Below are 11,564 nucleotides of genomic sequence, written 5' to 3' on the forward strand. Positions count from 1 at the left end.
ACATATGCCATGCCCTTGACCTTATAGGTTATGATACCTTATCGGACAATTACCATGTACTCTTTTGATATATCTAAATAAAAGGTCTCATCAAAATTTTGAAACGCTCAGTTTTGGTACAAGCAACAAAAATAGTATGGGAGGTACGACCATGACAGATCATAATTCCACAAACGGCGGTTCTACCAACAAGGCTATCGATCCGGTATGTAGGATGGAGGTGGAACCCGGCCTGACGAAATTTGTTTCCGTTTACCAGGGCCGCAGTTATTGGTTTTGTGCCGAAGCATGTCGAAAGGCGTTCGAGGCAAATCCAAGAAAATATCTGCACAACAACACCCCCCGAAAAAAAGGCTGGTTCGGCCGGTACCTTCAAAGGATTGCAAAGGTCAGCCAAAAAGAGTTTGGTGGTGAGGGGCCGAGATGCCATTGATCGGGGGAGACCGATTCACCGGCCCTGAGAGGAATGCCGTTCCCGGTAGCAGGTGAAACCAGGATGGAGCAAAAAAACTAACAGGCGGGGGTTTTGTGAGCCATGACCGCCCATGACAAACATTTGCGCCTTTTCTCAAGACTGTCTGACAAGGGATCCAGGCATTTGAGCATCCCATTCGAAAGACAAGTAAAGGCGTGGCGGAAAGCCAACAAAAAGATGTCCTGGGGGATACCGGAAGACTCTTTTCGCGAGATCATGAAGCCGCTTCCCCTGACTGAAAAGGACAGGGCTGAAGGGTTTGTTGAAGTGGGCCTCTTTTATGGGTTTGGAGATGACGGAACGGGTCATTCCGATGCTGTCCTCTCGGGAAAGCTGGCCTGGAGCTATGCCGCGAAAAAATGGTGGAAAAAGACGTGGCAGTGCAATTATATTGATTTTAACAGAACGGATAGTATCCGCTTACGCACCGGGGCGCCACCAAGACCAAAAGGTTTTTACTTTGCGAAGGTTCGACTTGGAAATATATTTCAATCTCTTACGGTATCCAGGGCCCGGAAGGCATTCAACAAGGATACCGGCCTCGGTCCAGAAGGGATTCAAATGGTGGTCATCACCCATCCCTTTCTTCAAGATTTGATGAACACCCGGGAAATGCCTTTCATGGCCCTTGCCGATTATGATGTGGCCCCATACGGCTTTAATGACTTTTTCGACGCCGCACAACTTTTTTGCAGCAACGGCGTCCTGGGATTAGGTATTGGAAACGTGGACAACAACTACCCCTTATTCGCGATCCCTACCATTCGCCTCGAAATAGCGCCCGAAGATCCCTCCACCTGAAACCCTTACCCAGCTCCGGGTGAAAACACCCGGCCGAAAAAGAATTTTCAGAATGATATTGCCCTAAAGAAAACCTCATTTCCTTGCAATAAAAAAAACCTCCTGTGATTGCAGGAGGCTATTGATAAAATGGTGCCGAAGGCGAGACTCGAACTCGCACAGGCGTACGCCTACTAGACCCTGAACCTAGCGCGTCTACCAGTTCCGCCACTTCGGCACGAAATAGGTTGATATTTTGAAAGAGATCTTTATATTACTTTTTGACGCATGTCAACCGAATTGTAGGGGGCTGAAGGCCGACATATGGATGTGATCAAGAACCTGGAAGAACTCACCGAACCTTTGCGAAACCCCGTTTTGACGATCGGGAACTTTGACGGGGTTCACAGGGGGCATCTCGCCCTTTTCAACAAAGTGAAGGAAAGGGCTGCAGCCATCGGGGGACAATCGGCCGTCATGACCTTCGAACCCCATCCTCTGAAAATTCTGGACCCGGAGAAAAGCCCCTCTTTGATTACCACCACCAGGCAGAAAATCGAGCTCATTGAGAAAACAGGCATGGATGTCCTTTTCTGCCTCCCCTTTACGCACGAGTTCGCGGCCATCTCCGCCGAATCCTTTGTGCGGGATCTCCTCCTTGGGAAAATCGGGTTGAAGGAGATCGTGGTGGGATATGATTACTCATTCGGGCAGGGTCGCCGGGGAAACATCCGCCTGCTCGAGGATATGGGGGAATCCCTAGGTTTCAAGGTTCATGTAGTAAAACCAGTCCTCATCCAGGATACGCCGGTCTCTAGTACCTCCATCAGGAACCTCCTGAAGGAAGGCCGCCTGGAGGAGGCCCGTGAATTCCTAGGACGGGCTTATCAAGTTGCGGGAACGGTTGTCAAGGGCGCAGGCCGGGGCGGGCCGATTCTGGGCATTCCGACGGCCAACCTGGTGCTTGAGGAAGAATTGACACCCCGGGAAGGGGTATACGCCGTGACCGTTCTTATCGACGGCAAGACCCATTACGGCGTAACCAACATCGGGTACAACCCTACTTTCGGGAACAACACCCTTTCCGTGGAGACGCATATCCTGGACTTCACAGGTGATCTTTTGGGAAAAACCATTAAAGTAAACTTCCTCCACCGCCTCAGAGACGAAAAAACATTCGAATCCGTGGAAAAACTGGCTGATCAAATCACCGCCGACATCCGGCGGGCTAGACACCTTTTCGGAATTGACCTCTCCTCTCAACAAGTCGCCCAAAACCGCTGACTGGAAGCTGTGGGCTGGAATCCTGATCAGCGCCGTCTTCATCTTTCTGGCTTTCCGAAAGGTGGATACGGGTCGGATGTGGATGGTTCTGAAATCCGCGAACCTCTCTTCCATCCTCATGATCGTCGTCTTTACGTTCCTCCAGTACGTGGCACGGGCCTGGCGCTGGGCCATACTTCTGGAGCCCATCCAAACCACCGGGTTCCGGAACCGGATTCAGGCGGTACTAATCGGATTCGCCGCCAACTGTGTATTTCCTGCCAGGCTTGGGGAGTTCATCAGGGCCAATCTCCTCGGGCGAAAGGAAAAGCTCAGCGGGAGTTCGATCCTTGGCACTATTTTGGTGGAAAGGCTTTTCGACGGCTTCACCCTGCTCCTGATTCTCGCCATCGGCCTATCAGGCACAACCTTTACAGGCGAATGGTCTGCTGTGTCCGGCAGCCTCAGGGGTACGGGCTATGCCCTCTTTTTCACCTACCTTCTGGTGATCCTCTTTATCGTTGGGTTTAAATACAAAACCCGGGAGTGTCTCAATCTCCTGGATCGCCTCCTCTTTTTTTTCCCAAAAAAGCTCCGAAAAAAGTCTATCGAAGCCATCCGCAACTTCAGCCTGGGGCTCGTCCTCCTGAGGAGTCCCGTCCACTGGGCCAGAGCCATATTACTTTCCATCCTGGTGTGGACCTTTGGAATTGTACAGATACAATTCACAGAGCTTTCCCTGGGTTTGAATCTCCCCCTGATTGCCGCCTTTCTCGTAATGGCCATGGGATCCTTCGGGGCCATGATCCCTTCCGCCCCGGGATTCATCGGGACCTTTCATCTTGCAGTTCAGTACGCTTTTCTTTTTTACGGGCTGGATAAGGAAGAAGCCCTCTCAGCAGCGATTCTCTGGCACGCGGCCGTGGTTATCCCGACCGTGCTTGCGGGCCTCCTGGCCTTCCTCTCCTCACAGTTCTCGACGGAGCGAACGGAAAAGAAGGAATCGGAGATCCTGGAGAAGGATCGAATCGGGCTATAGGAAAAGAACTTTAAGTTTCCATTCCCATTTTCGGATGCCGCCCCGAGCTTACAAATGCCGTGGAGACATTCCCGCCTATGGATTGAACCATTGAAGAGGCGGATCGCGGCGAAAAAGCATTAAACCCTGGGAAAGGGCTTCGGCCCGTCTGTTTTTTGAAAAAACAGTGGACATTTCCCACCTTTTGCTTTATAAGCATCCCCTCAGGATGGAATGGGTTCGGCTTGTCCCGGATGGGCGTGCCTCTGACAGAGAGGCCCCTGAACCGAAACCGGCGCTTTGCACATGGAGAAGGCCGGCATGAAATGAAGCCGGACAACCGGGTCGAGCCGCCCCGCAAGTGTCTTTCGATACAGGTTTTTTAACCCACCAGCGGGGTCCCATTCACCTCGTCACCCCATGCCCTCTCGGCACACAGCATCAAAGCAAAGAAAGCTAGAAGAATGATGAGCGAGACGTTACTCACCTTTCCAAAGGGTGGAATTCACCCCCCGGAGTATAAGGACCTCACCGATCACTTGCCCATTGAGGATATGCCTCTTCCGGAAGAGGTGGAGATCCTGCTTCACCAGCATTTCGGCGCCCCCTGTACCCCCCTTGTCAAGAAAAAGGCGGAGGTATCGGAGGGGGATCTGATCGGTCGGGTGGAAGCCGGACTTGGGGCCAACGTGCATGCAAGCGTTACCGGCGTGGTGAAGGAAATAGGGCTCTCGGCCCATCCCGTCACCGTCCATTCCCCTTCAATCATCATCAAACGGGACCCTGAAGCCGAGCCCCCCAGTCCCACCCCAGTGGATTGGAGATCCCTTTCAAGGGATGAATTGCTCAATCGGGTCAAAGACGCGGGTATCGTGGGTATCGGGGGAGCTGGATTTCCCACCCATGTCAAGTTGTCTCCCCCGCCCGAGGCCAAGGTTGACACCCTGATCATCAATGGAGCGGAATGCGAGCCTTACCTTACCACGGACCATCGTCTTATGCTGGAACACCCGAAAGAAATCCTGGAGGGCGCCAAGATCATTCTTGCCATCCTGGGAATCGATACCTGCCATATCGGGGTGGAGGCCAACAAGATGGATGCCGTGGAGACCCTTAGGAAAGCGGCAGCGGCGCAAGGTGCAGAGGATTCCCGGATCTCTATCGACGCCCTGAAGGTGAAATACCCCCAGGGTTCAGAAAAGCAACTTATCGAGAGTATTACAGGGCGAAGGGTCCCTGCTTTCGGGCTCCCCTTCGATGTCGGGACCATCGTTCAAAACGTAGGCACCACAAAGGCCGTATACGACGCGGTCGTGCTGAACAAACCCCTCTATGAAAAGGTAATCACCATATCAGGAAAAGGAATCCAGAGGCCGGCAAATCTCCGGGTCAGGATCGGTACCCGGCTTAAGGACATCGTGGATTACCTCGGGGGGACCACCTCTGAGCTTTCCAAGGTCGTGGTTGGGGGACCTATGATGGGATTCGCCATTCCCAACCTGGAGGTTCCCGTTACAAAAACCACCTCCGGGGTCCTTTTCCTGACCGGGGAAGAGATCGACGATCGTTCATACAGCAACTGTATTCGATGCGGATGGTGTCTCGATGCCTGCCCGATGGGACTTGCTCCCAACGAAATCGGGATCTATGTGGAAGCCGGACGCGCTGCTGACACAGCGCATTTCGGCGTCTTCGAATGCTTCGAGTGCGGGTGTTGTGCCTTTGTCTGTCCGGCCAAACGTCCCCTCGTGCAGTTCATCCGTCTGGCCAAGATGAAAGCCAGGAAAGATTAGCAGAATAAACGGGTGGCTCACGATAGAAATCCGGCCCCGACATGGCTGCGGGCTGTACTCTGAAGCGATCAAAAAGAAAAGGCGTTTTTCTGTAAAAAAAACTTTTCCATTAGACCGTGACAAGGAGTGAACCATCGAAGAGTTAGCAAAAGATAACAGGGCCGTGGTTAAGGACGCGCCCCGGTGGGTTGTTTCCATCTCCCCCCATGTGAAAAGCCCGGAATCGGTGGAAAAAATCATGTGGACGGTGGTGGTCTGCCTCCTCCCCCCGCTCATTTTATCGGTGTTCATTTTCGGGTTTCAGACCCTCATCATCACCTTGGTAAGCGTCGGGAGTTGTGTGGCAACCGAGGCGGTCTCACAGAAACTCCTCAAGCGCCCCGTGACCGTTTCGGACGGGAGCGCGGTGATCACCGGATTACTCCTGGCCTATATCATTCCCCCGGGTGTCCCCTATTGGCTCCCTATCCTGGGTTCCGTCATGGCCATTTACGTGGCCAAACACCTTCTGGGAGGACTAGGATACAACATTTTTAACCCGGCGCTCATCGGCCGTGCTTTTCTTGTGGCCACCTTTCCCGTGGCCATGACATCGGCCTGGCTCCAGCCCATCCGGGACGCCTCGGTGTTTAAATACATGGGTTCGGGGATCGACGCCGTTTCCACAGCCACTCCCCTTTACGTACTGAAGCATTACGGGGTTGCAGCGCTTATCGAAAAGTTCGGGTCCATGGGAACGATCTATTCCGACTTCTTCCTGGGCTGGAGACCCGGATGTATAGGGGAAACATCAGGACTCCTGATCCTCCTCGGTGGTCTTTACCTGATATACAAGCGTTACATCACGTGGCACATCCCGGTCTCCGTCATTCTGTCGGTCGGCCTCTTCACCTGGATCTTCGGGGGTGAAAGACTTTTCACGGGCAACCCACTCCTGGCCGTGCTCTCAGGGGGGGTCCTCCTGGGGGCCTTCTTCATGGCTACAGACTACGTCACCTCCCCCAGCAACAGGACCGCTCAGTTGATCTTCGGAGCGGGTGTCGGGGCCCTTACGGTCCTCATCCGTTTGAAGGGCGGATACCCGGAAGGAGTCTGTTACGCCATACTGCTCATGAACCCCCTCACTCCCGCGCTGGAAGGGTGGTTCAAGCCCAAACGGTTCGCCCCGCCGAAAGGTAATGAAAAATGAAGGAAATCCTGCGTATCACTATCGGGTTAACAATCTCCTGTCTGATCGCCGCCCTCGTGATGGGGTTCGTTTTCACCATCACAGACGCGGCCAAGCGGCACAACGAGCACCAGAATGTACAGGAAACCATGCTGGGCCTTTTGGGATACGATGCGGCCCATCCGAAACCATCCGACCTGAATCTTTACACCATATACCGGTACATTATCGGAGAGGGCGACAAGCAGTACCTGGGGTATCTGGTTCCTGTGGTCGAGCAGGGAAAGACACAGCACGAACTCCTGATCATCGACCTGGAGGGGAATTTCGTGGACCGGATCCCTATCCCCCTTACCCAGGATGAAGCGGTGGAGACCTCGAACAGGGACAAGGCCCTCGGCGAGGCCCTTTCCCACTCCAGGACCTTCACTTACGCGGATTCAACCGTCATCGCCACGCGGGGGCACAAGCGTCGGGCCTATATCCTTACTGACGAATTTCCCGGATTCAAGACCTTCGTCAAAGTGATGTTGGCCCTGAAACCCAATTTTGAAATCCTGGGCCTTGAGATCATGGAACACGAAGAAGACCCCGGTCTCGGCGGTGAAATTGAGGAGCCTTATTTTAAGAACCAATTCAGGGGCAAAACCTTTGAAGACATAAAGGCCCTCAAGGTGGTCAAGAAGCCCCTTCCCGAAGAATACCGGAAAGTCCTTGAATATACGAAAGGAAAAGGGCAGTCCCTTTCCAAGGACGAGGTTCGGGAAATCCAGGCCAAGTACCGAAACAAGGAGATTTATGCCATCACCGGGGCCACCATTTCCAGCCGGGCGGTGACGAACGGCGTCAAGAACATAGTCAAAAAATTCGCTTACCGCCTGAAAATCCTGGATTCCGTAATCCAGGGACAGGATATTCCTGTAACATTTTAAAGGAAAGGGCCCCAGTGCCCTGAAAAACGCTGAATCAAATGCGAGGAATGAATCGTGCCGGCAACCACCAAAACCAACGGTCAATTGTTTTGGAACGGGATTCTCAATGAAAACCCTATTTTCAGGCTGGCCCTTTCCATGTGCCCGGCCGTGGGGATCAGCACCACCGTAATGAACGGACTGCTCCTGGGTATAGCGGTACTGTTCGTTCAAGTCTTTTCAAGCTGCACCATAGCCGCCATCAAAAATTACATTCATCCACGAATCCGCATTCCGACCTATACCCTTACCATCGCCACCTGGGTTACTGTCATCGATCTTATGCTGGCGGCTTACGTACCCGCGGCCTACAAGGAAATGGGCATATTCGTGAAACTGATCGTGGCCTTTGCCATCATCACCATGCGACTGGAGACATTCGCCTGCAAAAACACGGTCCAAGCCTCCTTCTGGGACGGTCTGGGAATGGGGCTGGGATTCATGTTCGGGATGATGTCCCTCGGGTTCGTCCGGGAACTCTTAGGCATGGGAACCCTTTTCGGGCATGACATCCTGGGTTTCCGCCCCTTACTTTTCTTCGTCCTTCCGGCCGCTGGATTCTTCACGGTGGGTTTCATGATGGCCTTGTACAATTACATCGAGGCGGTTTACAACCGCAGGAAAAAGGTGAGGACATGATAAGCCTTTCAAACAGGAACCGATTTCCATTTTTCTTACTTTTAGCCCTGGGGCTGGCCCTTCTCTCCGGATGCGGCCCCGAACATCCTTTCATCAAGAAGACTTCTTTCAAGGATACCAGGGAAATTTTGATCGTCTTCGCCGGTCCGGTGGATGAATCCTGGGGGAAAAATCCGGCCAACTATAGTCTCTTTGAGAAGCAGGATCCCGACATCCGCTTGGAAATTCAAGAGGTTTTGCTCTCACCGGACAGGAAATCGGTCATCCTCCGCTTCAAGGAAGACCTCAACCAGGATAAGGCCCATGTCCTGCGCATGAATGACATCCGCTCGGAAGGGCGCTCCCTTGGAACGGCCATTGTGGGCGTTAAGAAGGCCTATATCGGGTATCTTCTCTCCATCCTGATCGGCGCGATGATCATCCATAATTTCGTCTTCACAAAGTACCTGGGGCTGTGCGTGTTCTTCGGGACCTCCCAGAAGAAAAGCACCGCCGTAGGCATGGGCATCACCTTCACGATCGTGATCCTGTTCAGCGCCATGATGTCCTGGTTCCTTTACCAATTCGTACTCAAGCCTTATCACCTTGATTTTCTCCAGATCGTTGTTTTCATCGGTCTGGTCTCATTGTCGGTGCAAGCGGTGGATACCATTTTGAGGAAGGTTAACCCGATGCTATTCAAGGCCTTCGGGGTGTACCTGGTCCTCGTCATTGCGAACTGCATCATCATCGCAGTTCCCCTCATACTGGCGGACAACGAGTACAATGCATGGGAGAGCTTCATGCTGGCCCTCGGGGCGGGCACAGGCTTTCTCATCGCCTTGTTTCTCATGTCCTCCGTGCGGGAGAGACTGGAATTGGCCAAGGTGCCCCCCACCTTCCGAGGGCTCCCCATAGCCTTCGTGACGGCGGGCCTCTTCGCTCTCGCCTTTCTGGGATTTTCCGGGATGACCATTTTTTAGGAACAAACCCCAAGTCGATCGCGGCCATGAAGAGGGACCGCAAAGATTTTTCAACTAAAGGAATTTCAAACATAAAAATTCCTCCTTCTTCCCCCTGTTGGAACTGAATATTTTTTGGGGGGAGGAAAGAAGTAAATACATCCATCAGGGGCCTGCCAGATATCTTACGGCACCCTGAGATAATCTGAGAGGAAAATTCAATGGATCCTGCACTCATCAAGCTCGCCCTCGGCGGATTGGCCGTCCTGGGCTGCATCGGACTCTTTTTTGGGATCGGGCTGGCCCTGGCCGCCCACAAATTCGCGGTAAAGGCCAACCCGAAGGTCGAAGAAGTACTCGAAGTACTCGCCGGGGCCCAGTGAGGAGGCTGTGGCTTCGCCGGGTGCGAAGCCTATGCTGAAGCGGTCGTTAACGAGCCCGATGTCGCGCCTAATCTTTGCTTCCCTGGTAAAGCGGAAGTAGCCTCACTGGTGGCCGAGATCACCGGGAAAAAAATGGCGGCCGTGGAAGATCAGGTGGCGGCCGTTCGGTGCTCCAGGATCGAAGGAAAGGTCTCGATGAAGTATCGTTACATCGGGTACGGCTCCTGCACGGCGGCCAACCTCGCCAATGGCGGGCCCCAAGGGTGTTTCTACGCCTGTATTGGCCTCGGGGAATGCGCCGATGCCTGCCCCTTCGATGCCATCACCATGGTGGAGGGGTTCCCACGGGTCGACCCTGAAGCCTGCGTGGGCTGCGGAACCTGTGTACGCACATGCCCGAAAAACGTCATTGATCTCATCCCCCTCAAGGCGAGGGTCTGGGTCCCTTGCAGCACCAAAGATCCCGGCAAGAAGGTGAAGGGACTGTGTGAGGTGGGCTGCATTACCTGTAAAATGTGCGTCAAGGCCTGCCCAGCCAAGGCCGTGTCCATCGAGGACAACATCGTAAAAATCGATCACCAGAAATGTCTCGAATACGGCTCCGAGTGCGGGGAGGCCTGCGTCGAAAAGTGCCCGAGGAACATCTTCAGGCCCTTTCGACCCGAAAGGCTTCAGATATCTGAAAGCCAGGCAGTTACTGGATAGACACGGGTTGAAATCCCCCTGGACTCAATGATAACAAATGGGTTGCCATCGTTCAGCCGGGATGGTACATTGACTCCCATTCTTTCCTCTGGAGGCAGAAAATGGAAAAAAAGAATCATTTCCCCCTTCGAGGTGGATCTCTGAACCGCAGGTCATTCCTCAAGTTGTCCGGACTGCTCGGAGTGGGGGTGGCCTCTGTCGGCCTATGGCTACGGCGTGACAAGGCGCCGATCACCGCCGAGGCCGTGCGTTTCAATAGGCGTTTGCTTAAGGTATCCGAGACACGGCTGGCCATGGGAACCGTCGTGTCCATGACCCTCCTCCACCCCTCACGGGATAGGGCCCAAGAGGCCATGGGTCGGGCCTTTGAAGAAATCAACCGGTTAACCCGAACCCTGAGCCGTTTTGATGATGCTACTGCCGTCTCACAGCTCAACAAAGAAGGATTCATCAGGGACCTGCCCCCAGAAGTGGCCCACGTCATCTTGAGAGCACTCCGTTATTACCACATCAGCGGGGGCTACTTCGACATCACGGTAAAACCGGTCGTTGACCTGTTCAAGCGCTCCTTTGAGAAAAAACATCCCTCCCTCCCCTCTGAGAATGACCTGCGCCGGGCCCTTAGGCTGGTGGATGCCAGGAAGGTGACCTTGAGGGGCCGTACCATCTCGTTCCAGGAACCAGGAATGGGAATCACCCTGGACGGGATCGCCAAGGGATTCATCGTAGACAGGGCCTCCCGCGTGCTTTCCGATTTCGGTATCCATGACCACCTGATCAATGCGGGAGGAGATATACGGACAAGCGGGAATAAGGCGGGGAAAAGGCCCTGGAGTGTGGCCATCCAGGATCCCTTGAAAAAAGGAAACTACCCGGACATTATCCGTATGAGAGACGGCGCCATTGCAACTTCCGGGAACTATGAAGTTTATTACGACCGGGAGAAGATGTTCCACCACATCGTCGATCCACGGACCGGGTATTCCCCTGAACAGGATACCAGCGTGTCGGTCCTGGCCGACAGGGCCATTGATGCAGACGCCCTCTCAACGGCTGTTTTCGTCATGTCCCCTGAAAAGGGAATCCGGTTCATTGAGGGCATGCCCCGGCGTGAATGCTTTATCGTGACCCGCAGCGGGCGCAAGCTTCACTCAAGCGGCTGGAAAGGCACCCGGGTGTGAAAACCACAGTCTGGGGCCTTTGTAAAACATTCATTTTTTCAAGGTAACCCTTTCGGCCGGGAAGGCCTACGCCCCGTAAGGGGAGACGAAAATTTCAACCATCCCGCTCAGAATACCAAGCGGCAGAGGCACCATACATTGGAGTATTTCGAGGATTAAAATTTGAGTCTGACCTGTCTGCCGTGCCTGCCTGCCCCTTGGAATGGCAGATAGGCCCGGCACAGGCAGGCGCAGAGATTGGGCAAAA

At 53.7% G+C, this 11,564-nt stretch carries 10 protein-coding genes, 1 tRNA gene and 1 pseudogene; 11 read left to right on the forward strand and 1 reads right to left on the reverse strand.

Translation table 11 applies throughout. The features are described 5' to 3' along the window. Window positions 1-151 precede the first annotated feature (151 nt). Both JRF57_13665 and JRF57_13670 read left to right on the forward strand, forming a co-directional pair. Window positions 152-433, forward strand: coding sequence for a YHS domain-containing protein (locus JRF57_13665; protein MBW2304746.1), 282 nt, complete (start codon window positions 152-154; stop codon window positions 431-433). Between the two features lie 258 nt (window positions 434-691). After that, on the forward strand, window positions 692-1,276 hold the full coding sequence (locus JRF57_13670) for a hypothetical protein (GenBank protein MBW2304747.1): 585 nt from the start codon (window positions 692-694) through the stop codon (window positions 1,274-1,276). Window positions 1,277-1,406: 130 nt separating this feature from the next. Here the strand turns inward: JRF57_13670 and JRF57_13675 are convergent. Further along, window positions 1,407-1,493, reverse strand: a tRNA-Leu gene (locus JRF57_13675). Between the two features lie 86 nt (window positions 1,494-1,579). Here JRF57_13675 and JRF57_13680 point away from each other — a divergent pair. From JRF57_13680 to JRF57_13720, 9 genes and pseudogenes are all read left to right on the forward strand, one after another. Continuing rightward, window positions 1,580-2,539, forward strand: a complete 960-nt coding sequence (locus JRF57_13680) for a bifunctional riboflavin kinase/FAD synthetase (protein MBW2304748.1) — start codon at window positions 1,580-1,582, stop codon at window positions 2,537-2,539. Continuing rightward, the gene (locus JRF57_13685; GenBank protein ID MBW2304749.1) at window positions 2,502-3,557 is read left to right on the forward strand and encodes a flippase-like domain-containing protein; all 1,056 of its coding nucleotides are present in this window, start codon (window positions 2,502-2,504) and stop codon (window positions 3,555-3,557) included. Before JRF57_13680 ends, JRF57_13685 begins: the two co-directional genes overlap by 38 nt. A gap of 446 nt (window positions 3,558-4,003) precedes the next feature. Next, the gene (gene rsxC, locus JRF57_13690; protein MBW2304750.1) at window positions 4,004-5,329 is read left to right on the forward strand and encodes an electron transport complex subunit RsxC; all 1,326 of its coding nucleotides are present in this window, start codon (window positions 4,004-4,006) and stop codon (window positions 5,327-5,329) included. 163 nt (window positions 5,330-5,492) lie between these two features. After that, complete coding sequence (locus JRF57_13695; GenBank protein MBW2304751.1) at window positions 5,493-6,518, forward strand: RnfABCDGE type electron transport complex subunit D; 1,026 nt, start codon at window positions 5,493-5,495, stop codon at window positions 6,516-6,518. Next, window positions 6,515-7,429, forward strand: a complete 915-nt coding sequence (locus JRF57_13700) for an FMN-binding protein (protein ID MBW2304752.1) — start codon at window positions 6,515-6,517, stop codon at window positions 7,427-7,429. The genes JRF57_13695 and JRF57_13700 overlap by 4 nt, the downstream gene beginning before the upstream one ends. A 54-nt stretch (window positions 7,430-7,483) precedes the next feature. Then, window positions 7,484-8,107: an electron transport complex subunit E gene (locus tag JRF57_13705; protein ID MBW2304753.1), complete on the forward strand. Its 624-nt coding sequence runs from the start codon at window positions 7,484-7,486 to the stop codon at window positions 8,105-8,107. After that, window positions 8,104-9,069 (forward strand): NADH-quinone reductase, encoded by a 966-nt coding sequence (locus JRF57_13710; GenBank protein ID MBW2304754.1) that lies wholly within the window; start codon window positions 8,104-8,106, stop codon window positions 9,067-9,069. Before JRF57_13705 ends, JRF57_13710 begins: the two co-directional genes overlap by 4 nt. 200 nt (window positions 9,070-9,269) lie before the next feature. Then, window positions 9,270-10,136, forward strand: a pseudogene (locus JRF57_13715) (Fe-S cluster domain-containing protein). Between the two features lie 101 nt (window positions 10,137-10,237). Beyond that, complete coding sequence (locus JRF57_13720) at window positions 10,238-11,317, forward strand: FAD:protein FMN transferase (protein ID MBW2304755.1); 1,080 nt, start codon at window positions 10,238-10,240, stop codon at window positions 11,315-11,317. Window positions 11,318-11,564: the final 247 nt, after the last annotated feature.

Source organism: Deltaproteobacteria bacterium (assembly GCA_019310525.1).
GTDB lineage: Bacteria > Desulfobacterota > DSM-4660 > Desulfatiglandales > HGW-15 > JAFDEE01.

Coding starts and splice junctions, on each gene's coding strand:
- JRF57_13665 (MBW2304746.1), top strand. CDS start 152: ATGACAGATCATAATTCCACAAACGGCGGTTCTACCAACAAGGCTATC.
- JRF57_13670 (MBW2304747.1), top strand. CDS start 692: ATGAAGCCGCTTCCCCTGACTGAAAAGGACAGGGCTGAAGGGTTTGTT.
- JRF57_13680 (MBW2304748.1), top strand. CDS start 1,580: ATGGATGTGATCAAGAACCTGGAAGAACTCACCGAACCTTTGCGAAAC.
- rsxC (MBW2304750.1), top strand. CDS start 4,004: ATGAGCGAGACGTTACTCACCTTTCCAAAGGGTGGAATTCACCCCCCG.
- JRF57_13700 (MBW2304752.1), top strand. CDS start 6,515: ATGAAGGAAATCCTGCGTATCACTATCGGGTTAACAATCTCCTGTCTG.
- JRF57_13710 (MBW2304754.1), top strand. CDS start 8,104: ATGATAAGCCTTTCAAACAGGAACCGATTTCCATTTTTCTTACTTTTA.
- JRF57_13720 (MBW2304755.1), top strand. CDS start 10,238: ATGGAAAAAAAGAATCATTTCCCCCTTCGAGGTGGATCTCTGAACCGC.